Source organism: Duganella sp. BJB1802 (genome assembly GCF_013369445.1).
Classification (GTDB): Bacteria; Pseudomonadota; Gammaproteobacteria; order Burkholderiales; family Burkholderiaceae_D; genus Rugamonas; species Rugamonas vulcania_A.
The window spans coordinates 48,875-71,862 of record NZ_JABWEF010000010.1 but is presented as its reverse complement, the minus strand read 5'-3'; the positions used below and the strand labels follow the sequence as shown (position 1 = coordinate 71,862).

The following is a 22,988-nucleotide window of genomic DNA, read 5'->3' as shown; positions in this document are numbered from 1 at the left end:
CGATTCAAGGCGCAGACAGGGCTGCGCCGCGATTCAGTGTAATCATTTGCCGGACCGGAAACAAGGCTGCCACGACGCCCGCTGTTGCGCCCAGCCGTCACCCGCGCATGTCCTGGGAGCGTTCCGGTATGGCGCCGTTGGCCGCTTCGTACTCGCTGGCGGCGGCCGCCGCCACCACGCCCGACATCGGCGCCAGCAACGCCAGTTGCTCCATCAGCTGGGCGAAGCGCTGCTGCCCCGGCGCGATGGCGTCGACATGCATCAGCACCGCGATCGCCTCGTCGGCCAGCTCGCGCACGTAGCCGGTCTGCTGCAGCTGAGAGATCAGGATCTGCGCGGAATTGAACAGGATACGCATATTGTGCGGCAGCGCCTTGCGCGCCACCCGCATCCACTCGACCGCCTCGACCAGCTTACCGGTCTTCCACAGCAGCACGCCCTTGTTCATCATGTCCGCCGCCTCCTTGCGCGAGGCCTTGATCAGCTCCACGCCCTCGTCGGTCATGCGCGCCTTGTCGAAGATCTTCTGCACGTCCTCCAGCAGCGGCACGTTGTCGTGGTTATTGCGGGTGATGTAGCACAGCAGCCCCACCGGCGCCTCCTTCACGCCGACCGCGAACAGCAGCGTCGCCATGTCGAGGCAGGTGTCGGTGTCGGGGCGCTGCTTGCTCTCGTCGGCCAGCATCGCCTCCAGCTCGTCGCCGGACTTGCGCGCGCGCCGGTAGTCGCCGGTCTCGTGGTAGACCAGGCCCTCGGTGATCTTGGCGCGCAGCTCGACCTGGTCGCCGCCGAACTGGTGGACCGCCGCGTTCAACAGGCGTATGGCTTCCTTGGTGTCGTTCTTCTGCGCGCACACGCGTGCCAGGCCGAAGAAGGCGTCCACCGTCTTCATCACCGAATACTCGCCGATCTCGATGCACTTGCGGAAGGCCTTCTCCGCCACCGGGATGTTGCCCAGCTTGAGCGCCGTCTGCCCCAGCGCGCGCTGGCGCGGCACCGAATTGGGCGACAGCTTGGCGGCCTTCTCCAGCACGCCGAAGGCCTCCTCGGTCTTGCCCTGCAGCTGGTAGGTCTTGGCCAGCTGGTCGAAGGCGTCGATGTAGAAGCGGTTGTCGGTGATCACCGCCTGGAACATCGTTAGCGCCGCATCGAGCTCGCCGTTGTTCATCAGGATCTTGGCCAGGCCGCAGCGCGCCCAGTTGTAGTCGCGCTCCTCCAGCACCTGCTCGTACACCTTGCGCGCCTGTTCCGGCTCGCCGCTCTTGAGCAGCAGCGTGGCCTTCATGCGCAGCAGGTCGATCTCGTGCAGCCGGTCGTGGGCGATCTGCTCGTCGCACAAACGCGCCGCGCGCAGGTAGTCCTTGTCGGCGAAGGCCTGGTCGATTTCGCGGAAGATCTGCTTCTTGTTCCACACACGGTTCAGGCGCGTCAACAGCACGCCCTCGGTGATCGGTTTGATGATGTAGGCGTCCGGCTGGTGCTCGGCCGCGCCCATCACCGACTCCACGCTCTTCTCGGCGGAGACCATCAGCCACACGCTGCTGGGCAGCATCAGGTTGCGGATGCGCGCCTCCTCCAGCACCTGCTGGCCGTTCTTGCCGTCGCCGAGGTTGTAATCGCACAGCACCACGTCGTAGCGGGTCTTCGACAGCAGCATCATCGCCTCGCCGCCGCTGGCCGCCTGGTCGATATGCTTGGCGCCGAGGTTGCGCAGCGATTCGCGCAGCAGCTGGCGGATGCCGACGAAATCGTCCACCAGCAGGTAGCGCTTCTCCGCCCAGTCGACCGCGCCTTCGGCGGCGGTGGCGGCTATCGCTTCGACGCCGCTCATGGCAATCGCAGCACGAAACAGCCGCCGCCCAGTGTGCCGCCGTTCTCCAGCGCGATGCCGCCGCTGCGCTGGCGGTACTTGTGCATCTTCGCCACTTCGCTGGAGAAGTAGAGACCGAGGCCGCTGCTGTTGTTGAGGAAGTTGATCGCGCTGCGCTGGCTGTTCATCGCGCTGACGCCGGCCTCCAGCAGCGATGGCGGGAAGCCGTCGCCGTTGTCCTCCACGCGCAGTTCGAGATAGTCGCCGTCCACGCGGACGGCCAGCCGCAGGCGGTCGCGCGTATAGCGGATGGCGTTGTTAATGGCGTGGACCAGCACACCGATGATCAGGTCTTCGTCCAGGGTCCAGATGGCGTCCGGCGGGAAGTCCAGGTCCAGCGTGATGCCGCGCGATTGCAACAGGATGCGCGCCTGCGCCGCCACCTGCTCGACCAACTCGCTGACGCGGCATGCTGCGGGGTCGAACGGGTAGCCAGGCTTGCCGACGTCCTTGTAGAGCGCCAGCAGCTGGATCAGGTTGTCGTTGAGGCGCTTGGTCTGGTACAGCATCTGCGCCAGCTGGCCGTAGCCCGGCTGCTCCGGCGTGGAGGGCGCGGCGGCCAGCAGATTCTCCAGCGTGCCATTGAGGACGCCGATCGAATTCTTCATGTCGTGCACAGTCGACGCCAGGAACATGAACAGCTCCGGCGAACCTTCGTGGTGCTGCGCATCTTCTTCATCCATCGTTCGGTTCTCCATGGACGGCGCGGGTTGGGATTGTTATTTGTGCCGCAATTATAGCCTGTTGATATAGCAGCGCCAACGCCGCGTTGGCGCGCACGCAACGCGCGCCTGGCGCCGGCTACTGGCTGCGACGGCGCTGTTTGAGCAGGAAGCGGCCGGGATCGAGCGCATCGACCAGCATGGCCTCCAGCGGCGGCGGTGCGTTTTCCAGCTGCGACACCAGCAGTTCGGCCATCAGCGGCGCCCAGATCAAGCCGCGCGAGGCGTAGCCCAGCAGGCCATACAGGCCGGGGTGGCGCGGCACGTCGCGCAGGCGTTCGAGGCGGCCGGCGGATGGATAGTCGGGCAGCGCGCCGGCCAGCGGCAGGCGGTCCGGCGCGGCGCAGCGGAAGCCGACCCGGCCCGCCAGCGGCGCGGTGGCGGCCAGCGCGGCGACGGCCTCGCCGGGCACGATCTCGGCGAGGCGGGTGAGGTTTTCCAGCTGGCTGTCGGCGCGCAGTTCGGGATCGTCGTCGTTGTCGTAGGTGGCGCCGGCGCAGACGATGCCGCCGGACGGCGGGGTGACGTAGGCCTCGCGGCAGACCACCAGCGGCAGCACCGGCGGCATCGGCGCGGGTGCGGGCGTGGCGCTGGCAGCATTGGACATCGACGGCACCGGCGCGGCGGCGGCGCGGGCGGCATCCGCACCGGCAGGTGCGTGACCTGGCCGCGCAAGCGGGACAGCGGCAGTTCCGCCGCCTGCGCGATGTTGACCGCGCCGGTGCCGTTGGCCAGCACCACGGTGGGCGCCTGCGCGATCAAGGCGCCGTCGCCGCCGCGCACCTGCCATTCGCCGTCCACGCGCCGCAGCTCCAGCGCCTCGGTGGTGAACACGCGCCGCAGACGCTCACCGCAGGCATCGAGCATCGCCGCGCACAGCGACGCGGGACGCGCCCAGCCGCCCTGCCCGAACAGCCAGCCGCCATGCGGCGTGGCACCGCCCAGCAGTTCGCCGGCGGCGCCTGCATCCAGCCAGCGCACGTATTCCTCGGGGTAGTTCCAAGCCGCCACCACGTCCTGCTGAACGATCGCATGGTCGGCATCGCGCGCCAGTTGCAGCACGCCGCAGCTGGCGCCGTCGAACACGCGACCGACGCCGCCCAGCCGCCGCCACTCGCGCAGCGCGAAGGTGTAGGCGGCGCGGCTCAGGCGCGTAGGGATGTTGTCGTCCTTCGACAGCAGCGGCATGAAGATGCCGGCCACGTTGCCGGACGCCTCCTGCGCCGGCGCCGCGTGGCGTTCGATCAGCGTGACGTCCCAGCCGCCGGCGCACAGGCGATGGCAGGCCGCCGATCCGGCCACGCCGGCGCCGATCACGATCGCGCGGCGCACCGGTTCCGGCGGCGGCGCAGGCTGCGGCTTGCGGCTTTGGTAGACGGCGCCGATGTCCTGCGTGCCCTCGATGGCTTTGCAAACGAAGCCCGCCGCCGTCAATGCCCAGGCCAGCGCTTCGTCCGGTGCCCGCGCGCGCAGGGTGGCGCCCAGCACTGCCAGCTTGGCCAGCCCGCGCGCCTGCGATGCGGGGAACGATGCGTCGACATGGAAGGCGCCGACCCGCGCGGCGATCTGCGGCAGCACGGCATCGAGCGCGCCAACCAGCAGGTCCAGCGTGACGCGACCGTCGTCGAGCAGGATGCGGTGGAAGCCCGGCACGTCCAGCGGCCACAGGGCGCGCAGCTGCTCGTCGGCGCTCGCGTCCACGCTGGGAACGTGCGGCGTCACCGCCAGATAGTGCAGCATGCCCTGCGGCGACAAGGCGCGCCACTCGGCCATGAAGCGTTCGCCGTGGCCGAAGTCGGTGTCCAGCACCACGCGCCGCGTCATCGCTTGCGCGCCCGGCAGAAGCAGTCCGGCGCATGGTCGTTCACCATGCCGATGCCCTGCATGTAGGCGTAGATAATGGTCGAGCCGACGAACTTGAAACCCAGCTTGGCCAGGTCCTTGGAAATGCGGTCCGACAGTTCGGTCTTGGCCGGACGCGGCCCCTCGGCGGCGTCCAGCGGCTTGCCGCCGACATAAGCCCACAGCCACTGATCCAGCGTGGTGCCGCTGGCGCGCAGGCGCATGTAGGCCTGCGCGTTGGTGATGGCCGCCGCCACCTTCAGGCGGTTGCGCACGATGCCGGCATCGGCCAGCAACGACGCGACCTTGTCGGCGTCGTAGGCGGCGATTTTCTCGGCATCCCACTGGTCGAAGGCGGCGCGGTAGTTCTCGCGCTTGTTGAGTATCGTCTCCCAGCTCAGGCCAGCCTGCGCGCCCTCCAGGTTCAGCATCTCGAATAAACGGCGCTCGTCGTGGCAAGGCACGCCCCATTCCTTGTCGTGGTATTCGAGGTAGAGAGGGTTGGCGGGATTGGCCCAGCTGCAGCGCGTCTTGGTCATGGCGGAGTGAGATCGGGGAGAAGACAGCAGTATAGCAAGCAGTGGGCTATCATATAGGCCCCTCACCTCGATGGAGCTTGGCATGCAATTCGAAGCGAAGATTGAATGGACGCGCAACGGGCAAGACTTCCTGGGACAGCGCTACAGCCGCGCCCACGCATGGCGGTTCGACGGCGGCGCCACCGTGCCCGCCTCGTCGTCGCCGCTGTCGGTGCCGCTGCCGATGTCGGACGCCTCCGCCGTCGATCCCGAGGAGGCGCTGGTGGCCGCCACCTCCAGCTGCCATATGCTGTTCTTCCTGTCGATCGCCGCCAAACGGGGCCACACGGTCGACAGTTACCTCGACCACGCCGTCGGCGAGATGGGCAAGAACGCCGCCGGAAAAATGGCGATGACGCGCATCGCGCTGCGGCCGGTGATCGCCTTCGCCGGCACCGCGCCGCCGGGCGCCGAGGAACTGGAGGCGATCCACCACGAGGCGCACGACAAGTGCTACATCGCCAATACGCTCAATTGCGAGGTGGTGGTCGAAGTCCCCTAAGTTTCGAGGTCGCTGGACAGGCCCACGCGGCGGCGCTCGCCGCCCAGCACCAGCGGCCCGGTCAGATTGCTGACCGGCCGCACCTCGCCATCGGCCACCGCCTGGTCCAGCTGCTGCATCAGGCGCGGGAAGATGCCGTCCGGGCGCGTGGCCGCGGTGCTGTACAGCGCCGCCCAGGCGTTGCGGCCGGAGCGCTTGGCGATGTACAGGCCCTGGTCGGCCAGCTCCACCACCTGCGACCATGACAGCAAGCGCGGTTGCTCCGGCAGGAAGGGGAAGCACGCAAACCCGATCGAGCAGGTCTTGGACAAGCGCGCGCCGTCCGGCAGCAGGAAATCGCGGTCGGCCACGGCGCGGCGCATGCGCTCCGCCACCACGTGGGCCTCGTCGCGATGCGTGGCGCGCGCCAGCACCAGGAACTCCTCGCCACCCCAGCGGATCACATAGTCCGATTCGCGGAACACTTCGCGCAAACGCTCCTGCATCTGCACCAGGATCGAATCGCCGGCCGCGTGGCCGTAACGGTCGTTGACCTCCTTGAAGTGGTCCAGGTCGACCATGAAGAACACCAGGTCGTTCGGCGCCAGCAGGTCGCACTCGGTCAGCTCGCGGTGCTGGCAGGTGTCGTAGCCGCGCAGGCTCATGGCCACGTCGGCGTCGACGTTCTGCAGGAAGAAGCGGCGGTTGCGCAGGCCTGTCAGCTGGTCGGTCAGGCTCACCTCCTCCAGCGCCTTGTAGGCCTGCTCCAGCTCCAGGTTCTTCTCCAGCAGCTGCTCCTGGGTCGCGCTCAGTGTCTTGAGCGTGGCCGCCACCTGGCGGTAGGCGCTGGCGTTGTCGAGCGCGATGGCGCCGTAGGCGCACAGCGTGCGGAAGATCAGCCGTTCGCGCTCGCCGTAGGCCCGTTCATGCAGCGACTGCACCGTCATCACGCCCAGCACGCGGTCGCCCACGCGCAGCGGCGCGAAGATCAGGCTCAGGGTCGGCAACGTGCCGGGGATCAGGTTGGGCGTGACATCGGCCTCGCCCAGTTCGATCAGGATCTCGCGCCGCTCGCGCACGCAGCGCGCCGAGTTGGCGTTGGGGTCCGACAGCGGCACCCGCACCGGCGGCAGCGGATTGCCGGCCTCCACGCCGAAGGCGCAGGCCAGCCACTCGCCGCCCGGCTCCAGCAGGAACACCGAGAAGTGCGTGGCGTCGAGCAGGCCGTGCACGTGGCGGTCCAGCGCGCGGAACACCGCCGCCGCGTCCAGGTGGGCGGTGATCTCCTGGCCGATGGCGCTCAGGTGCTCCAGCGTGGCGCTGGTCTGTTGCAGCACCTCGGCGCGCTGCGCCTCGGCGGCGGCCAGCTGGCGGTGATGCTCGCCCTCGGTCTGCGCGCGCTCGGTCTGATACTGCACCTGCATCGCGATGGCGCGGTTGGTGGCTTGCTGGCTGTGGGTCTGGTCGCGCGCGGCGCTGGCCTGCAGCGCGATCGCGTAGGCGCGCGCGTGGTCGCCGATGGCCGCGTACTCGCGCGCGGTGGCGTCGAGCAGCGCGCCGGGCACGGTGTAGCCCTCGATGGTGGCGGCGATCTCCAGCGCCAGCTGCAGGTAGTGCAGCACCGGATTGGCCGCCTTCATGTCGGCCGGCGGCGGCAGCTGGTGGCGCGCGTGGATGTCGGCCAGCACGTTGAGCGCGGCGATCTGGCTGGAGGCGTCGGCGTGTTCGTGCGCCAGCGCCAGCGCGCCCTGCGCGGCGGCCAGCGCCTCCTCGGGCCGCGCCAGGTGCGACAGCGCGTGCGCCTGGCCGCGCCGCGCGCTGCTGCGGAAGTCGGTCTGGCCCAGCGCGTCGCCGCGCGAGGCCAGGCGGGTGAAGCTCTCCAGCGCGGCCGCGTGGTTGCCCAGGTCCAGCGCCAGGTCGCCCTGGTATTCCAGCGCCACCGCGTAGGCGCGCGAGCCGGACAAGGACGCCAGCGTGTTGAGCGCCTCGCGCAGCAGCGTCTGCGCCGCCTCGCGCTGGCCCAGCTGGCGCAGGGTCTCGGCCGTCTGCATCAAACACATGCCGATGCTCAGCGGCCAGCCGGTCGGGCGCGCCAGGTCCAGGCCGCGCTGCATCCAGTCCAGCGCCGCCTCGTGCGCGTTCAGGCTGGTGAAGCCGTTGCCGATGTTGGTGGCGACGATGATGGCGCGCCGTATCTGTCCGGTCGCCAGCGCGGTTTCGTAGCTGAGCATGAGGTGGCCGATGGCGCGGCCGTAGTCGCTGCGCTGGAAGGCGCAGGTGCCGAAGAAGTCGCTGATCCAGCCGGCCGCGACCGGCGCCACGCCGCTCAGGTCGGTGCCGAAGCGGCCGCTCCAGCGCTCCTGCGCGGCCTTCCAGTCGCGGAAGGTGTCGCAGATGCCGGAGGCGGCGTCGATGACGTCGATGCGCACCGGGTCGCCACCGGCGCGGGCGGCCAGCGCGGCCTGCTCCAGCCAGCGGTCGCCGGCGCTGCTGTTGCCGCGATCGTTGGCGACCCAGGCCAGCACCCAGCAGGCGTCCGCGCGCACGCGGTTGGCCCTGGCCGGCAGCGCGGCGGCCTGCTCCAGCTGCCGCAGGGCTTGCTCGGCCTGGTGCTGGGCGGCGTCCAGACGCCCGTTCAGCCATTCGGCCTCGGCGCCGACCAGCAGCAGGCGGGCGCGCTGCAGGGCGGACTCGGCGTCGGGCAGCGCGGCCAGCAGCGGCGTGAGCTCGGCGGCCAGGGTTTGCGCACGCGACGGGTCGCGCTGGCGCAGGTGCCAGGCCAGCGCCGACAACAGGGGCAGACGCGACGAACCTTGCGCTTCAGACAACTCCGCCTGCCAGCGCGCCAGCTCCACATCGTGCGCAAACATATTCACCAAATAACTTCCCTTTACTGTGTGCTACCCGCTCCCGGTCGGAGCGGCAGGCGCCATTGCCTTAGCGCATGTAGGCGCTGTTACAGCATTATTCCACAGTTTACGGACTGTCCAGGCAGCCCTTTTTAAGTCCCTGAAATCAAAGAGATTTTAGTTCCCAAGAGAAATTATTTTAACCCAGAGAAATGTTCCGCCGCCGATCGCTCACTGTTTGGTGGTCGCGTGCTTGCTGGCCTTTTGCAGGGCGGTCTTGTGCTGGTCGCCTTTGTTCAACGTTTGGGCGTAGGATGGCGACATGGCCGCCACGGCCAGGCCGGCGACAATGATGAGTTGTTTTTTCATTGCCATCTCCCGTTCATTGATCGGAAAATTTATTTTACGGTCGAGGGAATAATCCGGTCGTACCTTACGTATACCCGATGACAGCGCCGCTTCGCGTCGCCGTTCAACCCAACCGTAAAGGACCCAAGCCATGAAGATCGCCCCCCGCCTGTCCCTCCTGCTCGCCGCCGCGCTGCTGGCCGGCGCCGCCCACGCCGACTCCGTCATGAAAAAAGACGGCATCCTGGTCAACGCGGCCGGCATGACCGTGTACACCTTCGACAAGGACGCGGCCGGCAGCGGCACCAGCGCCTGCAACGGCCCTTGCAGCGAGAACTGGCCCGCCGTGGTGCCGGCGGCCAGCGTGGCCGCGCCGTATTCCGCGATCACCCGCGAGGACGGCGCCAAGCAGCTGGCCTACAAGGGCAAGCCGCTGTACCTGTTCAAGAAGGACCTCAAGCCGGGCGACCGCAACGGCGACAACTTCAAGGACATCTGGCACGTGGTCAAGGACTAAGCGCCGTCCATGCAAGACGAACGCGACCGCCTGATCGCCTGCATCCCACGCCTGCGCCGCTACGCGCGGGCGCTGCTGGGCGGCCGCGCCGAGGCCGACGACCTGGTGCAGGACACGGTCGAACGCGGCTGGGACAGGCTGGCCAGCTGGCGGCGCGGCGGCGACATGCGCGCCTGGCTGTTCGGCATCATGCACAATCTGCACGCGGACCAGCAGCGCCGGCCGTCGCTGGCCACCGAGCCGCTCGACGACGCGCTGCAGCCGGCCATGGCCGACACCACCTCCCACGGCCTGGCCCTGCGCGACATGGACCAGGCGCTGCAACAGCTGCCGCCGGAGCAGCGCGAGGTGCTGCTGATGGTGGCGCTGGAAGAGATGCGCTACGACGAGGTGGCGGCCGCCCTCGATATTCCGCTCGGCACGGTGATGTCGCGCCTGTCCCGCGGCAGGGAGCGGCTGCGCCTGATCCTGCAGGGCCAGCCCCTGCCCTCCACGCTGAAGGTCGTCAAATGAACTCCCCTGTTACCGAAGCCGAACTGCAAGCCTGGGTCGACGGCCGCCTGCCGCCCGAACGGCGCGGCGCGGTCGACGCCCACCTGGCGCTGCATCCGGCCGACGCGGCGCGGTTGCAAGCCTATCGCGACCACGACGACGCCTTACGCGCGCTGTACCGGCCGGTGCTGGAGCAGCCTGTACCGCCGGCCATGACCGCCCGCGTGACGCCGCCCGCGCAACCCCACGGCTGGCGCGGCTGGCTGGCCCCGGGCTCCGGCCCACCGGCCGCCGACCCTTGCGCCTGGCCGCCATGCTGGCGCTGACGCGTGGCCGCCGGCGGCGCCGGCTGGCCGCCGCGGCGCGGCCGGCGACGACGGCGCCCTGGGCGGCAACGCCAGCCTGGCCGCGCTGCCGCGCCGCGCCGCGCTGGCGCACGTGGTCTACACGCCGGAAATCCGGCATCCGGTCGAAGTGGGCGCCGACCAGCAGGCGCACCTGGTGGCCTGGCTGTCGAAACGGCTGGGGGCGCAATTGAAGCCGCCGCAACTGGCGTCGCTGGGCTATGCGCTGGAGGGAGGCAGGCTGCTGCCCGGCCAGAGCGGGCCGGTGGCGCAGTTCATGTACCGCGACGGCGCCGGCGCGCGCCTGACGCTGTATGTGTCGACCGAACAGACCCACAACCAGGAAACCGGCTTCCGCTTCGCGCAGGAGGGACAGGTGGGGGTGTTTTACTGGATCGACGGGCGCTTCGGCTACGCCCTGTCCGGCAACCTGGACAAGGCGGCGCTGGCCACCTTGGCCAGCGCCGTCTACGCGCAGCTGGAACCGGCGCTGTGAACGCCTACGAGGCGTGCTTGCTGATCTCGATCAGGCGCGAGCGCATGACGTCGGTGGCGGCGGGGCCGGGCGCGAACATGTAGTCCTCGTCGTTGATGGCCAGGCCGCTGTTGGCGTCGACCAGCACCTGGTCGGCCGGCTTGCCGGTCTCGCGGCTGACCACCAGCAGGCTGGCCCCCTCCGGCGCCAGGTGGTCGTTGCCCCAGGCGATGAAGGCCAGCAGCACCGGCTTGAAGGCGCGGCCGGCCTTGGTCAGCACGTACTCGTAGCGCGGCGGACGGGCGCTGTACTGGCGGCGCTCCATCAGGCCGCCCTCGACCAGGCCGGCCAGGCGGCGGGTCAGCATATTGGGGGCGATCTTCAGGCTCTTCTCGAATTCGTCGAAACGCGACAGGCCGTAGAACGCGTCGCGCAGGATCAGGATACTCCACCACTCCCCCACTTTTCCCAGGCTGCGGGCGATGGGGCAAGGCATACGGCCAAAATCGGTATGTTTCATTTTTTTGACTCCTCTGTTCCAGGGTTAGCACTTCAGGGCGGACGGACCGCCTTCGCGTCACGGCTGAATTCATTATTATCTATCCAAGAAACATGCGCTTTTGCTACAAGAGACTACAGTTTTGATTGCGTAGAAATCTATTAAAAAAAATTGGCGGATAGGAGGAATATGCAACAGCCATGCAAGCCGGACGTACCAATCCAGTACCAACCAGCGTGTTTCGCCAGCGGTCGAATCTATTAAAAATTTTCAAAAGATAGGCATAATAGTCACAGGCGTGATAAAACGTTATCAACCCGGTATCGAAGGTGGGAGCCCATGACTGCCAGCGACACACAACAGAGCATCTTGATCGTGGACGACTCCGCGTTCGAACAGCGCATGCTGGTCGATCTGCTGAGCGAGCTGCCATACAAGGTGTCGGTGGCGGTCAACGGCCTGCAAGGCTACCAGCTGGCGCTGGCCCAGCATCCCGACCTGATCCTGCTCGACGTCCGCATGCCCAATATGGACGGCTACACCGCCTGCCGCCTGCTCAAGGCCAACCCCGTCACCGAGGACATTCCCATCATCTTCCTCAGCGGCGCCGACGCCGACGAGGAGCGCATCATGGGCCTGTCGATCGGCGGCGTGGATTTCGTCGCCAAGCCGTTTTCGCCGGGCGAGCTGGCGGCGCGCATCCAGGTCCACCTGAAGCTGGCCCGCCGCGCCAACCGGCAGCGCGCGGCGCCGGCCGCCGCGCCGGCGCAGGGCCGTCCGGCCGAGGCCGACCCCGACGCGGTGCTGGTCAACGCCGCCAAGCGCCTGATCGCCGACAACCTGGCCTCGCTGCCCGGCCTGGCCGACATCGCCCGCAGCGTCGGCACCTACCGCGAAAAGCTGTCGCAGGTGTTCCGCGAGCAGACCGGCATGACCGTGTTCGCCTACATCCGCGAGGCGCGCATCCGGCGCGGCGAGGAGCTGCTGCGCGACACCGACATCGACGTGCAGGACATCGCCCTGATGATCGGCTTTAACAACGCCGGCAATTTCGCCACCGCCTTCCGCGAGCGCCTGGGCGTGACGCCGAGCGCCTTCCGCCAGGCCATCCAGCATAAAAAAACGCCGCACGGCTGATGCCGGCGGCGTTCCCTGGCGGAGCGGGGCGCGTCAGCGCAGGCGGAACACCGCCACCACGCCGGCCAGCTTGGCGGCCTGGTCCTGCAGCGAACCGGCCGCGGCCGCCGCCTGCTCGACCAGCGCGGCGTTCTGCTGGGTCACCTCGTCCATCTGCGTGATGGCCTTGTTGACCTCCTCGATGCCGGTGCTCTGCTCGCTGCTGGCGGCCGAGATCTCCGCCACCACGTCGGTCACCCGGCGCACGCTGGCCACCACCTGCTCCATCGTGCTGCCGGCCTGCTGCACCAGCGCCGTGCCGTTGTCCACCTGCTGCACCGAATCGTCGATCAGGCCCTTGATCTCCTTGGCGGCCGCCGCCGAGCGCTGGGCCAGGTTGCGCACCTCGGACGCCACCACCGCGAAGCCGCGGCCCTGCTCGCCCGCGCGCGCCGCCTCGACCGCCGCGTTCAGCGCCAGGATGTTGGTCTGGAAGGCGATGCCGTCGATGACGGAAATGATGTCGACGATCTTGCGCGACGAGGCGCTGATCGATTCCATCGTGGCGATCACCTCGCCCACCACCTTGCCGCCGTCGGCCGCCGTGCCGGACGCCGACTGCGCCAGCTGGTTGGCCTGGCGCGCGTTGTCGGCGTTCTGCTTCACGGTCGAGGTCAGCTCCTCCATCGCCGACGCGGTCTCCTCCAGCGAGCTGGCCTGGCCCTCGGTGCGGGCCGACAGGTCCAGGTTGCCGCTGGCGATTTCCGCCGACGCCGTGGCGATGGTGTCGGTGCCGCCGCGCACCTCGCCCACCACCCGCAGCAGGCTGTCGTTCATGGCCTTGAGCGACTGCATCAGCTGGCCCGTCTCGTCGTTGCCGTGGCTGACGATGTGGCCGGTCAGGTCGCCGTCGGCCACGCGCTGGGCGATGGCCACCGCCTCCTCCAGCGGCCCGGCGACGATGCGCGCCACCACCGTCGCCAGCACCGCGCTGACCACGATCAGCAGCGCCAGCGTGCCCAGCACCATCTTGCGCGACATCGAATAGGTGTCGGAGGCCGACTTGTCGGCGGCGGCGCTGCCGTCGTCGTTGATCTTGACCAGCGCGTCGAGCTGCTCGTTGACCTGCCGGAACAGCTTGTTGGAGCCGCCGCGGAACAGCGCGCGCGCGTCGTCCTTCTTGCCCTCGCGCGACAGCGCGGTCAGCTTGCCGCTGGTGGCCAGGTAGTCGTCCAGCGATTTCTGCAGCTCGGCGTAGATGCGCTTCTCCTCCGGCTCGGACACCAGCGCCGCGTACGACGCTTGCTGTTTGCGCAAGGTTTCCAGGCGGGTCGCCAACGACTTGTCGGTGGCGCTCATTTCAGCATCCTCGGCCAGCAGGATGTGGGTGGCCTCGGAGATGCGGAAGCGCGACAGCGAGGCCTGCATCTGCCCCAGGTAGCGCACCGCCGGCATCCAGTTGGTGGCGATGTCGGTCGAGGCCTGGTTGACCCTGGCGAGCTGGCTGAGCGTGAACAACCCCAGCGCGCAGGTCAGCGCGATCACCACGCCAAATGAAACGATCAGCTTCTTGCCGATTCTTAAATCATAAAACCATTGCATGGTATCTCCTCAGGCCATTCCGTATGGAAATATCATCATATGTCGGGCGGCCGGGAATGTCACCCTTTCAATGCGCGCAATGTGGCTAGTGCGTCGTCCTGGCGCATCTGGCGCCGCCAGAAGAACCACGACACCAGCGCGTTGATCCAGTAGGCCGCGTACAGCAGGGCGGTCAGGTGCAGGCCGCGGCTGGCGTACAGCGGCACCGAGATGGTGTTGACCAGCAGCCAGAACGGCCAGGTCTCGAGGCGCCGCCCCATCAGCAGCAGCTGGGCCACGATGCTGAACATCAGCACCGCCGAATCGATGAACGGCGCGTAGGCGTTGGTGTAGGCCTGCAGCATCAGGCCGTAGCCCAGCGTGGCCGCGATGCCGACGCCGACCATCCAGCCCAGCGCGCCCAGCCTGGCGCGGCTGATCGGCAGCGCGCCGCCGGCGTCGCCGCGCAGCCAGCGCAGCCAGCCGATGAAGCAGGTGACGATGAAGAACAGCTGCAGCGCCACGTCGGCGTACAGCTTGACGTTGTAGAACAGCGCGGCGAACATCGCGCAGCCCACCACGCCCAGCCACCACGAATGCACGTTGTTGCGCCCGGCCAGGACGATGGAGACCGTCATCACGACGTTGGCGGCGATTTCGAGGGAGGAGGTCAACAGAGGGTTCCAGTCCGGCGCTTGGCGGTTGGTTGTTAGGCAAGGCGCCCATTTTCATCCAGCCACGCGGTGAACGCAATAGCCATGCCGCCGCCCGCATCGATGGCGGGCGGTCGGGCTTGACATTCCCGCCGCATCTGGCAAATTGTAGCCATAAGACTAGAAAGGGTTACGCCATGCAAGCGCGTCGCGTCGGTCCCGTCATGGCGTTCATGGTCGCGTCCGCATTGCAGGCGCAGGCCGCGCCGTGCCAGATGAAAATGGCGCTGGAACAATGGCCGCCCTATGTCTACACCCGGCCCGACGGCCCGCCGGCCGGACTGGACCTGGAGCTGGCGCAGGCGATCTTCAAGGAGGCCGGCTGCGCGCTGCAGCTGCTGCCGGCGCTGCCGACCGCGCGCCGCCAGCGCCAGTTCGAGCAGGGCGGGCTGGACCTGCTGCTGGCCGCGTCCGACACCGCCGAGCGGCGCAAGTACGCGCGCTTCAGCCTGGCCTACCGCTTCGAATCGGTCGGCGTCTTCACCCGCAGCGCCAACCTGGCGCGCTACCGCGGGGTGCACAGCGTCGAGGCGCTGGCGGGAAAAAACCTGTCGCTGCTGGCGCCCAAGCTGGGCTGGTATGGCGCGGCGTATGCGCGCGTGCAGCCGCGGTTGCTGGAATCGGGCCACCTGAGCACCTTCCTCAGCTTCGAGCAGGGCTTGCGCATGCTGGACGCCGGACGGGCCGAGCTGATCCTCGGCGACACCGCCGCCCTGCGCCACGAGGCGCGGGAACAGGGCGTCGCCATCGCGCCGCTGCCGTTCACCGTGATGCGGGCGCCGGTGCATCTGATGCTCAACAAGCACAGCACGACCCAGGCCGAGCTCGACCTGCTCAACGCCGCCATCCTGCGGCTGGAGAAGCAAGGCGTGCTGGCGGAAATCCGCGGCCGTTACGGCGTCTCGTAGGCGCGGGCCGCTATTCGCGCTTCGGTTCCTGCTTGGGATCGTGATGCGCGGCCTCGCGATGCGGCGGCGCCTCGGCTAACGGATGCTGCGCGCCGTGCTGCGGCTCACGCGGCGGCGGGGCGGTCCGCGCCTCGGCTTGCGGATGCGGCGGCGGTTGCGGGCGCGCTTCCGCCTGCTGATGCGGCGCGGGCTGTGGACGAGCGTCAGCTTGTGGATGCGGCGCCGGTTGCGGCCGCGCCTCGGCTTGCAAATGCGGCGACGGTTGCGGGCGAGCCTCCGCCTGCGGATGCGGTGCCGGTTGCGGGCGGCCTTCCGCCTGCTGATGCGGCGCCGGCTGAGGACGAGCTTCAGCTTGCGGATGCGGCGCTGGTTGCGGGCGCGCTTCTGCCTGCATATGCGGCGCCGGTTGCGGATGGGCCTCCGCCTGCGGATGCGCTTGCGCCACAGGCTGCGGCGGCGTCGATGCATGCGGTTCCGCTACAGGATGCTGCCCCGGCGGCGGCCGCGATTCCGTCTGCGCATGTTGCACGATGGGCGGATGCACTCCCGAGCGTGGGCAGGCTGCGCTGGTGTCGCTGGCCAGCGTAGCAGCGCCTGCGGCGGAATCTCCCCCGGTTTCATCGGCCGCGCCGCCAGCGGCAAGGGCGTCGACGCCGGCGCGGCTGCCGCCGGACCATGCGCCCCGCCCTTCTGCGCCAGTTGCTGCGCAGCGGCCGGCATCGGCATCGTCGGCCGCGCCGCCCGCACCATGTGGACATTGGCGGCCGCCTGCGCAACGCCCTGCGCCGGCTTCGGCGCCATCGACCGCACCGCCGCCTCCGCCGGCGCGGTCTTCGCCACCACCGGCCGCGCCAGGATGGCCGGCGCCGGACGCGCACCACCCTGCCCGCCGCCCAGCGCCGCCGGACGCTGCGGCTTCAGCGACGGCGCGGCGGCCAGCGGCGCCGCCGCCAAGGCCTGCGGCGCCACGCGCGCCACGTTCTGCCGCACCGGCTGGGCCTGCGCGAACGCCCTGGCCGGCACCGCCGTCACGGCCTGCCGGTTCACATAGCGCACGTTGGTGATGTTGACGTTGTTGTAGACGTTGGTGATCTGCGTCTTGTTGATGACCGTGTTGCTGGTGTTGATGTTGGTGACATACACCTGACTGGCCCGGTACGCCGGCCGGTACACCTCGCGCGGCCCCAGCGGGAACCAGGCCACGCCGGGATCGCGCTGCCCCACCATCAGCGTCGCCGCGCCCAGGAACACCACCAGCGCCGGCGCATACACCGGCCGCTGCACCACCGGCCCCGGCACCCAGCCCCAGCCGGCAGGCGTCTGCGCCCAGCGGCCGTAGTGCGACACCGCGAACCCCCACGGTGCATCGTCGACCCAGGTCCAGCCCCACGGGTCGACCCAGGCCCAGTGGCCGTCGCGATACGGCGCCCAGTCCGACGCCACATGCGTGGGCACCCACACATTGCCGTAGCCCGGCACGTCGCGCCAGTCGCCGTTGTCGTCCAGGTCCTCGTAGCCGACCACGTCGCTCGACACATAGCGCGCCGCCACCGGATGCTCCAGCCGGCGGTCGCGCTGCGCCGCCCAGCGGTCGAAATCGTCGGCCGGCGGCAGCTGGCTCACGCTGAAATCCTGCAGGCCGGTGCCGGTGAAGCGATACGCCTGGCCGGGATCGACCAGGTAGGACGTGTTGTCGCCATACGCCTCGCCCTGGCCGTCGACCACCGCGACCTCGGTGGCGTTGCCGGAGGCGTCCACCTGTAGCCGGTAGTGGCCGGGCTTGCGGATACTGAACGCCAGGTTGGGCGTGTCGACCTCCAGCACCTCGTCGGGACGCAGCTGGCGCACGCGCAGGTTCAGCCGCCCCTGCGACAGTTGCAACTGGGTCTTGGTGTCGTCGGCGTTGAGCAGCGTGACCAGCGTCTCGCCACCCATGCGGACGGCGGCGGGGCCGGCCTGCACCTCGTCGCGCGCGCCGGCCGCGGTCCACAGGCGGTCGCCCGCGACCAGCGGCCGGTTGATGCCGGCCGTCTGCCAGTCATCGGCGCCGGCGGCGGAAAAACTCACGGGACCGGCGACATACGCAAGGCGCGCCACGCGCGCCGGGGGATCGGCCAGCGCGGCGCCGCTGTGGAACAAGGCGGCGCCGGCCAGCGCCAGCAGAAATCGGATATGCATGATGGGACTCGGAATAATCAGCGATGAGCCCAAATTAGCCGAACGGCGCGCCGGCCACCGTTCGCTGCCGCACATCCGCGCGCAAAACGCCGGCCCGCTCGTGGCGGCGTCTTGCGCAATCAGCGCGGCGTACGCTCAGGAACGGCGCTGCTTGCGGCGCGCGGTCCAGCCCAGCAAGGCCAGGCCGGCGCCCAGCATGGCGTAGCCGGCCGGCTCGGGCACCGGGATGACGGTGCCGATGGCCTGGAATTCCGAGACGGCGAAGTGGTTGTCGCCGCGGCCGGCGGCGCCGCTGATCATGAAGGCGGTGGCCGCGACCGGCGTGTCCAGCGTCGTGCTGCCGTTGTCCATGCCCCATGAGAGGTGCGGCGCCATCACCGCCAGGTCGTGCCAGGTGTTGGCCTGGTCGCGGTACTGGATGCGGTAGAGGTTGTCGTTGTCGGCCTGGATGTTCAGCTGGTTCACCATCGCCGCCTGGTTGAGGGTGATGGTCACCGAATCGGCGCCGTAGTCGCCGCTCCAGAACACCGTGCCCAGGTTCCACTGCGTCTGGATCGGCAGGTAGACGCCGTCCGTGACCGACGATGGCAAGGCCGGCACGCCCAAGCCCCATTCACCGCTATTCCAGAATCCACCGCCGGTCAGCGTCACGCCGCCGCCCAGGGCGACGTTGGTATCGGCCAGGGCGGAACCGGCGCAGGCCAGGCAGGCCAGCGCAATCGCGAGCTTCTTCATGTCTTCTCCTTAAGCAATATAAAATTGATAAGATAGAAAACCAGAATAGCATGGGCTGGCCAACATTCAAGTCGCGCTGTCTCGCGTGCGCGACGCCGCGCTCAGGACGACATGCCCGTGCGCTGCGTGAACAGGCGCACGCCGAACACCGGCCCAGCGGTGTGGCCCGGCTCGGGATCGAAGCGCACCACCACGCTGCGCTTGCCGCTGGTGATGCGCTCCGGCACAGGATATTCCTGATCGACAAACACGCCCGGCTGGCCGCCATCGAGCGTGACGCGCGCGATGCGCTCGCCGTCGACGCTGATGTGGAAATCGCGGTTGCGCTCCTCGCCCCAGTAGCTCGCCTGCAGCAGCAGCGGGCCGTCGGCGCACTTCATGCGGAAGCTGAAGTAGCCGCCGGTGCGCGCATCGCGTCCATTGCGGCCACGGTAGGCGACCGGATAGGAGATCGCCGATTGCAGGTCGTGGTCGCGCTCCGGCTGCATCTCGCCCAGGTGCATGACATCGACCGAGCGCTCGGCCAAGTCCTTGAGGCGCGCCTCCTCCTTGCGGAAGGCGACTTCCGACGCCGCCCACTCGGCCTCGGTGTAGACGTTGAAGTACACCGCCGCGCGCCGCTCGTACTGCGAAAAGAACGGCGTGAACTTCATGTCGCCGGGACGGCCCGTGCCCACGCTGCGGTACACGGCCCGGCTCTTGTCCGCCTCCGCGAACGCGGCCAGCACGTTGGCGCCCACCAGCGCCGGCGCCAGTCCGGTGAACGGCTTGTCGGCCGCGCCCAGGTCCGCCGCCAGCACCATCGGGCCGCGCAGCAGCGCCACCACATGGTCGTCGCCGGCCGCCGCTTCCATCCGCAGGTCCAATGGCAGCGACAGGCGCACGCTGTCGCCCGCGCGCCAGCGCCGGCGTATTAGCAAGTAGCCCTTATGTTTGCTGGCGGTCTGCGGTTTTCCGTTGACCAGCACCGTGTGCCCGCCGGCCCACGACGGCACGCGCAGCGCCAGCGTGAACTGGCGAGGCCCCGCCAGCCGGCGCACCTTGAGGTCGATGTCGCCCTCGAACGGATAGCGCGTGTTGAGCTCCAGCCGCGCGGCCTTCCACTCCACCGTCGATGGAATGTAGAGATTGACGAACAGCGTGTCGCCGTTCTCCCAGTAGATCGAATCCCCGTGCTTGGCGTGGCTCTCCATCCCGGACAGCACGCAGCACCAGAAGTCGTTGTCCTCGCTGGAGTACTCGCGCGCCATGCCGGACATCAGCGGCGTCATATACGTGAACATGCCGGTGCGCGGGTTCTGGTGCGCGAGGATGTGGTTCAGGTGCGTGCGCTCGTAGTAGTCGAAGTAGGCGGCGTCCGGCGCCCAGCTGTAGAGATGGCGCGTCATCTTCAGCATGTTGTAGCTGGCGCAGGCCTCGCAGGTCTGCTCGGTGATGTGGGTGGCGATGCTGTCGGGCGCGAAGAAGTATTCGCGGTCGCCGTTGCCGCCGATGACGTAGCTGTGGTGCTGCGTGACGCGCTTCCAGAAGAAGTCCACGGCGTCGGCGTCGCTGCGGCGGCTGGTCAGCTCGTGGAGGCGCGCGAGGCCGATCAGCTTGGGGATCTGCGTGTTGGAATGCAGGTTGGCCAGTTCATCGCGGCCCTGCGTCAGCGGCGCCAGCACCTTGGTGTGGTACAGCCGCCGCGCCAGCGCCAGCCAGCGCTGGTCGTTGGTGCGCGCATAGAGTTCGGCGAAGCTCTCGTTGATGCCGCCATGCTCGCAGGCCAGCACCTGCTGCACCTGATCGTCGCTGAGCGCGGCGAACACCTTGTCGATATAGCCCGCCAAGCCAAGCGCCACTTGCAGCGCCTGGGCGTTGCCGGCGTGGGTCTGCGCGTCGAACAGGCCGGCGAAGACCTTGTGCCAGTTATACAGCGGTACCCAGCAGCCATTCAGGTCGAAGCCTGCGGACTTGATCTCGCCGCGCACGATCTCGGGGAAGATCTCCTTGCCGTCGACCACCGTGCCGTCCGCGCGCTTGCGCATGAAGCCCGCCACATAGCCGTCGCCGTGCGCCTGCTGCACGCGCGCCAGTTCGGCCACGATGTAATCGATGCGCGGCTTCAGCGCCGCGTTGCCGGTCTGCGCCAGCATCAGCGACAGCGCCGACAGATAGTGGCCCAGTCCCTCGCCGGCGATGGTGTCGGACTCCCAGCCGCCGTAGATGGCGCCCTTGGTCGGCAGGCCGGCGAAGCGGTGATAGTTGTGCAGGAAGCGGTCGGCGCTCAGGCGCAGCAGGTAGGCCTGGTTGGCTTGCAGCGCATCGGCGTAGATCGAAGGCAGCAGCCGGACCGACGACAGCGGCAGCGCACGCGCGGTGGATGGAAAACCGGTGGCGGCGGTGGCCGCTCTGGCGGCGGCGGGCCAGCCTGAAATCAGCCCCAGTCCGGCGGCGCCCTGCAATACCTGTCGACGATGCATACTTACCCCATGGTGGATGGCCATCCTCTAATGTACGTGCAGTCGCGGCGGCCGTCTTGTGACGGCGCCGCTAAAAGGATGACGAAATCCGCACAATGCGGCGCTCACCAGCCCATTTTCTGGCGGATGAAGGCGGTCAGTTGCGCGGCGTTGGCCTGGTGCTGCTTGACGCGCGGATGGCCGCCGAAGCCGGTCCACGGGAACACGATGGTGTCGATCCGCCGATCGCCGCCTTGCCGCATCTGGTCCACCGCCGCGCGCACGTAGCCCGGCCACTTGGAGCCTTCCTGCACCGCGTCCATGCTGCCCAGCGCGCACACGATGTAGGCCTGCGGATACAGCGCGCGGATCTTCTGCACAAAGCTGCTGTAGGCCTGCACGCGTTGCGCATCGTCCGGCGCCGGCGACAGGCGCTTCTCGCGGTCGATCAGCCAGCGGTCGTTCTGGAACAGGTTGATGACCACCACGTCCGGCGTCCACGAGCGGAAGTCCCAATGGGTGTCGTTGTTGCCGACGGCGCTCAGCTGGTCATAGAAATCCGGCATGGTGAACGGGAACCAGCTGATCATCACGCCGATGCCGCTTTGCGAGATGATGTGGGCCTCCGCGTCCAGCGCCCGCGCCGTGACCGACGAATAGGAGAGGAAGTTGTTCTTGTCCTTCAGCAGATGATCCGGCCCGTCGTCCGGCGACTCGTCGCCCATGCCGGTGGTGATCGAATCGCCGAAGAACTCGATGCGGCGCTGCTTGGCCGGCGGTGGCGGCAGCAGCTTGCCGCCGTCCGCCAGTTCCAGGCCCTGGAAGACGGTGCCGCCCTCCTCGCCCTCGGTGCGCTTGGTGATCAGGAATCGGTGCGGGCCCGGCCCCAGGCCGCTGGCCACCGCGTAGGTCTTGCCGCCCTGCGCGGCCTCGATGACCGCCGCCGGCCTGGCCAGGTCGCCGTCGATGAACACGTTGAAGAAGTTCTTGCCCAACTGGTCGTCCAGCTTGACCGCCAGGCTGGCGCCGGTGAAGTTCCCTTCGATGCTGGTACCGGGCCACGACAACATGGGCCGCGCGCGGTCGGCGAAATCGATGCGCCCCGTGTAGCGCAATTGCGCATCGTCCGGCTGCACCGCCACGCCCGCGAACGCCTGCCCGGCCAACAACAACGCCGCCAATCCTGCTGTGAACCTCATCAAATCGTCTCCTGTCCGATGCCCGTCAAATCGAGCTTTACCGGCATGGTAAACGATTAACCGACCATCGTTCTATTGAAGCAGATTTTTCAGTTCGTTGAACACGGCTTCCTTGACGCCGGCTTCGTCGCTGCGCAGGCCGCGATAGAGACGGGAAAACTCTTCCTTGCTCACCGACTCCCTGGTGATGCCGTGGCATTCGAGGTACTTGTTGGTGGCGTTCACCAATGGCAGGGTCTCCGTCTCCGTGCGGATCATGCCTTTGAGGGCCGAGTCCAGCTCCGGTGTGAAATCATCGGCCGGCACGTAGAAGGCGGCATGCGCGCGATTGTATTTGTCACCGCTCGACATCAACCGGATAAACACGGGAATCAATGACGAATCTGGCTGCAGGCAATAGAGGTTCCAGGCGGCCGCGATCTCGGCATCTTCGCGTAGCTGGTGAGCGTCCAACAACTTCCTGACGACAAGCGCCGCACGCTCCGCGTCGGCGATGAACAGCCCGTTGACACTCTCCCAGCTACCGCCCTCCAGCACCATTTTCAACAAGTACTCGAACGCCATCGCGCGCTCATCACGGCTCATGCCGCTGAAATAGATTTCGCTCAAACCATCCAGGCGTTCCCCGTTGTTCATTGAAAAGAAATCGAAGAAATTTTGGTATGCATTCATGGGGGTCTATTTTTTTCGGCTTTTACTAAAACGCGCTAGCCACTACTACCCTATACTAACCACCGACATTTCGTACGACTCCGCGCTATTTTCGGAACTAAAAACCACTAAATCAGAGTGCGCATGAGCTTCCTACTCGATCACCGAAAACGCATCCGCATTGTCGCTGGCTTCAGAATTGGGTTTCCTTTATAGAGCGCCTGCCATCGCATAAATGTAATCGCCTTTTTGGCACCTCTCAGCGTTAACATGATCGTGCTAGCGTCGCGCTGCGGCTGCTTTACGTTTTTGAGATGGAATAAGACAGCCCCCCCTTTAAATGACATCTAAGTAGAGGCCGAAATGAACGAATTTCAATTGCTTAGAATTATCATTGCCAGCCAATTTGAGACAGGCCGCCATGGGAAGTGAGATTTCTCGCGATCTTG

The 22,988-nt window shown here is 67.8% G+C and carries 22 protein-coding genes and 1 pseudogene; 7 read left to right on the top strand and 16 right to left on the bottom strand.

From position 1 onward, the window contains the following. Positions 1-97: 97 nt before the first annotated feature. The 5 genes and pseudogenes from HUX88_RS16910 to HUX88_RS16895 all read right to left on the bottom strand — a co-directional run bounded on the left by HUX88_RS16910 (position 98) and on the right by HUX88_RS16895 (position 4,973). Positions 98-1,831 (bottom strand): tetratricopeptide repeat-containing response regulator, encoded by a 1,734-nt coding sequence (locus HUX88_RS16910; protein WP_176362517.1) that lies wholly within the window; start codon positions 1,829-1,831, stop codon positions 98-100. Further along, the gene (locus tag HUX88_RS16905) at positions 1,828-2,553 is read right to left on the bottom strand and encodes a sensor histidine kinase KdpD (protein WP_117014340.1); all 726 of its coding nucleotides are present in this window, start codon (positions 2,551-2,553) and stop codon (positions 1,828-1,830) included. Before HUX88_RS16905 ends, HUX88_RS16910 begins: the two co-directional genes overlap by 4 nt. Positions 2,554-2,671: 118 nt before the next feature. Next, positions 2,672-3,160, bottom strand: coding sequence for an FAD-dependent oxidoreductase (locus HUX88_RS33115; RefSeq protein ID WP_308937133.1), 489 nt, complete (start codon positions 3,158-3,160; stop codon positions 2,672-2,674). Positions 3,161-3,297: 137 nt separating this feature from the next. Beyond that, positions 3,298-4,332: pseudogene (gene mnmC, locus HUX88_RS33110) on the bottom strand (FAD-dependent 5-carboxymethylaminomethyl-2-thiouridine(34) oxidoreductase MnmC); the annotation flags it as partial. An 80-nt stretch (positions 4,333-4,412) separates the two neighbouring features. Continuing rightward, positions 4,413-4,973, bottom strand: coding sequence for a DNA-3-methyladenine glycosylase I (locus HUX88_RS16895; protein ID WP_176362516.1), 561 nt, complete (start codon positions 4,971-4,973; stop codon positions 4,413-4,415). Positions 4,974-5,055: 82 nt separating this feature from the next. Between HUX88_RS16895 and HUX88_RS16890 the strand changes: the two genes are divergently transcribed. Next, complete coding sequence (locus HUX88_RS16890; RefSeq protein WP_176362515.1) at positions 5,056-5,514, top strand: OsmC family protein; 459 nt, start codon at positions 5,056-5,058, stop codon at positions 5,512-5,514. Here the strand turns inward: HUX88_RS16890 and HUX88_RS16885 are convergent. Together HUX88_RS16885 and HUX88_RS16880 are read right to left on the bottom strand one after the other, a co-directional pair. Further along, complete coding sequence (locus HUX88_RS16885; RefSeq protein ID WP_176362514.1) at positions 5,511-8,363, bottom strand: diguanylate cyclase; 2,853 nt, start codon at positions 8,361-8,363, stop codon at positions 5,511-5,513. The genes HUX88_RS16890 and HUX88_RS16885 overlap by 4 nt on opposite strands. Before the next feature lie 210 nt (positions 8,364-8,573). After that, on the bottom strand, positions 8,574-8,711 hold the full coding sequence (locus HUX88_RS16880) for a hypothetical protein (RefSeq protein ID WP_176362513.1): 138 nt from the start codon (positions 8,709-8,711) through the stop codon (positions 8,574-8,576). Positions 8,712-8,841: 130 nt separating this feature from the next. On the opposite strand from HUX88_RS16880, the gene HUX88_RS16875 reads away from it, so the two are divergent. The 4 genes from HUX88_RS16875 (at position 8,842) to HUX88_RS33100 (ending at position 10,539) form a co-directional block, all read left to right on the top strand. Then, positions 8,842-9,207 carry a hypothetical protein gene (locus HUX88_RS16875; RefSeq protein ID WP_117014345.1) on the top strand — a complete coding sequence of 122 codons (366 nt, stop codon included), beginning with the start codon at positions 8,842-8,844 and terminating at the stop codon, positions 9,205-9,207. 9 nt (positions 9,208-9,216) lie between these two features. Beyond that, positions 9,217-9,720 carry an RNA polymerase sigma factor gene (locus HUX88_RS16870; protein WP_117014346.1) on the top strand — a complete coding sequence of 168 codons (504 nt, stop codon included), beginning with the start codon at positions 9,217-9,219 and terminating at the stop codon, positions 9,718-9,720. After that, positions 9,717-10,025 carry a zf-HC2 domain-containing protein gene (locus HUX88_RS33105; RefSeq protein WP_308937132.1) on the top strand — a complete coding sequence of 103 codons (309 nt, stop codon included), beginning with the start codon at positions 9,717-9,719 and terminating at the stop codon, positions 10,023-10,025. The genes HUX88_RS16870 and HUX88_RS33105 overlap by 4 nt, the downstream gene beginning before the upstream one ends. Before the next feature lie 112 nt (positions 10,026-10,137). Further along, complete coding sequence (locus tag HUX88_RS33100; RefSeq protein WP_308937131.1) at positions 10,138-10,539, top strand: anti-sigma factor; 402 nt, start codon at positions 10,138-10,140, stop codon at positions 10,537-10,539. 4 nt (positions 10,540-10,543) lie between these two features. Here HUX88_RS33100 and HUX88_RS16860 read toward each other — a convergent pair whose 3' ends face one another. Continuing rightward, on the bottom strand, positions 10,544-11,038 hold the full coding sequence (locus HUX88_RS16860) for a helix-turn-helix domain-containing protein (RefSeq protein ID WP_117014348.1): 495 nt from the start codon (positions 11,036-11,038) through the stop codon (positions 10,544-10,546). A gap of 318 nt (positions 11,039-11,356) precedes the next feature. Here HUX88_RS16860 and HUX88_RS16855 point away from each other — a divergent pair, with 318 nt between their 5' ends. Continuing rightward, positions 11,357-12,154, top strand: a complete 798-nt coding sequence (locus HUX88_RS16855) for a response regulator (RefSeq protein WP_117014349.1) — start codon at positions 11,357-11,359, stop codon at positions 12,152-12,154. A gap of 33 nt (positions 12,155-12,187) precedes the next feature. On the opposite strand, the gene HUX88_RS16850 is transcribed toward HUX88_RS16855, so the two are convergent. Next, positions 12,188-13,735, bottom strand: a complete 1,548-nt coding sequence (locus HUX88_RS16850; RefSeq protein ID WP_176362512.1) for a methyl-accepting chemotaxis protein — start codon at positions 13,733-13,735, stop codon at positions 12,188-12,190. Positions 13,736-13,794: 59 nt separating this feature from the next. Continuing rightward, complete coding sequence (gene pnuC, locus HUX88_RS16845) at positions 13,795-14,388, bottom strand: nicotinamide riboside transporter PnuC (protein WP_176362511.1); 594 nt, start codon at positions 14,386-14,388, stop codon at positions 13,795-13,797. Positions 14,389-14,564: 176 nt separating this feature from the next. Here pnuC and HUX88_RS16840 point away from each other — a divergent pair, with 176 nt between their 5' ends. Beyond that, on the top strand, positions 14,565-15,335 hold the full coding sequence (locus HUX88_RS16840) for an ABC transporter substrate-binding protein (protein ID WP_229219384.1): 771 nt from the start codon (positions 14,565-14,567) through the stop codon (positions 15,333-15,335). 75 nt (positions 15,336-15,410) lie between these two features. Here HUX88_RS16840 and HUX88_RS16835 read toward each other — a convergent pair whose 3' ends face one another. From HUX88_RS16835 to HUX88_RS16810, 6 genes are all read right to left on the bottom strand, one after another. After that, complete coding sequence (locus HUX88_RS16835; RefSeq protein ID WP_176362510.1) at positions 15,411-15,803, bottom strand: hypothetical protein; 393 nt, start codon at positions 15,801-15,803, stop codon at positions 15,411-15,413. A 9-nt stretch (positions 15,804-15,812) separates the two neighbouring features. Next, positions 15,813-17,513, bottom strand: coding sequence for a DUF6600 domain-containing protein (locus HUX88_RS16830; RefSeq protein WP_176362509.1), 1,701 nt, complete (start codon positions 17,511-17,513; stop codon positions 15,813-15,815). 135 nt (positions 17,514-17,648) lie between these two features. Next, positions 17,649-18,248 (bottom strand): PEP-CTERM sorting domain-containing protein, encoded by a 600-nt coding sequence (locus HUX88_RS16825; protein ID WP_176362508.1) that lies wholly within the window; start codon positions 18,246-18,248, stop codon positions 17,649-17,651. A gap of 101 nt (positions 18,249-18,349) precedes the next feature. Further along, on the bottom strand, positions 18,350-20,710 hold the full coding sequence (locus tag HUX88_RS16820) for a glycoside hydrolase family 127 protein (protein WP_176362507.1): 2,361 nt from the start codon (positions 20,708-20,710) through the stop codon (positions 18,350-18,352). Between the two features lie 104 nt (positions 20,711-20,814). Then, a complete protein-coding gene (locus HUX88_RS16815) occupies positions 20,815-21,888 on the bottom strand; it encodes an SGNH/GDSL hydrolase family protein (protein ID WP_176362506.1) in 1,074 nt (357 codons plus the stop codon). 72 nt (positions 21,889-21,960) lie between these two features. Next, positions 21,961-22,560, bottom strand: coding sequence for a hypothetical protein (locus HUX88_RS16810; protein ID WP_176362505.1), 600 nt, complete (start codon positions 22,558-22,560; stop codon positions 21,961-21,963). Positions 22,561-22,988: the final 428 nt, after the last annotated feature.

Excerpts from the sequence above, each read along its gene's own strand:
- HUX88_RS16815 (WP_176362506.1), bottom strand. The coding sequence starts at position 21,888 with ATGAGGTTCACAGCAGGATTGGCGGCGTTGTTGTTGGCCGGGCAGGCG.
- HUX88_RS16810 (WP_176362505.1), bottom strand. The coding sequence starts at position 22,560 with ATGAATGCATACCAAAATTTCTTCGATTTCTTTTCAATGAACAACGGG.
- HUX88_RS16910 (WP_176362517.1), bottom strand. The coding sequence starts at position 1,831 with ATGAGCGGCGTCGAAGCGATAGCCGCCACCGCCGCCGAAGGCGCGGTC.
- HUX88_RS16870 (WP_117014346.1), top strand. The coding sequence starts at position 9,217 with ATGCAAGACGAACGCGACCGCCTGATCGCCTGCATCCCACGCCTGCGC.
- HUX88_RS16880 (WP_176362513.1), bottom strand. The coding sequence starts at position 8,711 with ATGAAAAAACAACTCATCATTGTCGCCGGCCTGGCCGTGGCGGCCATG.
- HUX88_RS16830 (WP_176362509.1), bottom strand. The coding sequence starts at position 17,513 with ATGCATATCCGATTTCTGCTGGCGCTGGCCGGCGCCGCCTTGTTCCAC.
- HUX88_RS33105 (WP_308937132.1), top strand. The coding sequence starts at position 9,717 with ATGAACTCCCCTGTTACCGAAGCCGAACTGCAAGCCTGGGTCGACGGC.
- HUX88_RS16875 (WP_117014345.1), top strand. The coding sequence starts at position 8,842 with ATGAAGATCGCCCCCCGCCTGTCCCTCCTGCTCGCCGCCGCGCTGCTG.
- HUX88_RS16840 (WP_229219384.1), top strand. The coding sequence starts at position 14,565 with ATGCAAGCGCGTCGCGTCGGTCCCGTCATGGCGTTCATGGTCGCGTCC.
- HUX88_RS16825 (WP_176362508.1), bottom strand. The coding sequence starts at position 18,248 with ATGAAGAAGCTCGCGATTGCGCTGGCCTGCCTGGCCTGCGCCGGTTCC.
- HUX88_RS16905 (WP_117014340.1), bottom strand. The coding sequence starts at position 2,553 with ATGGATGAAGAAGATGCGCAGCACCACGAAGGTTCGCCGGAGCTGTTC.
- HUX88_RS16890 (WP_176362515.1), top strand. The coding sequence starts at position 5,056 with ATGCAATTCGAAGCGAAGATTGAATGGACGCGCAACGGGCAAGACTTC.
- HUX88_RS33115 (WP_308937133.1), bottom strand. The coding sequence starts at position 3,160 with ATGCCGCCGGTGCTGCCGCTGGTGGTCTGCCGCGAGGCCTACGTCACC.
- HUX88_RS16820 (WP_176362507.1), bottom strand. The coding sequence starts at position 20,710 with ATGCATCGTCGACAGGTATTGCAGGGCGCCGCCGGACTGGGGCTGATT.
- HUX88_RS16885 (WP_176362514.1), bottom strand. The coding sequence starts at position 8,363 with ATGTTTGCGCACGATGTGGAGCTGGCGCGCTGGCAGGCGGAGTTGTCT.
- HUX88_RS16855 (WP_117014349.1), top strand. The coding sequence starts at position 11,357 with ATGACTGCCAGCGACACACAACAGAGCATCTTGATCGTGGACGACTCC.
- HUX88_RS16860 (WP_117014348.1), bottom strand. The coding sequence starts at position 11,038 with ATGAAACATACCGATTTTGGCCGTATGCCTTGCCCCATCGCCCGCAGC.
- HUX88_RS16835 (WP_176362510.1), bottom strand. The coding sequence starts at position 15,803 with ATGCATCGACGCCGCCGCAGCCTGTGGCGCAAGCGCATCCGCAGGCGG.
- HUX88_RS16850 (WP_176362512.1), bottom strand. The coding sequence starts at position 13,735 with ATGCAATGGTTTTATGATTTAAGAATCGGCAAGAAGCTGATCGTTTCA.
- HUX88_RS16895 (WP_176362516.1), bottom strand. The coding sequence starts at position 4,973 with ATGACCAAGACGCGCTGCAGCTGGGCCAATCCCGCCAACCCTCTCTAC.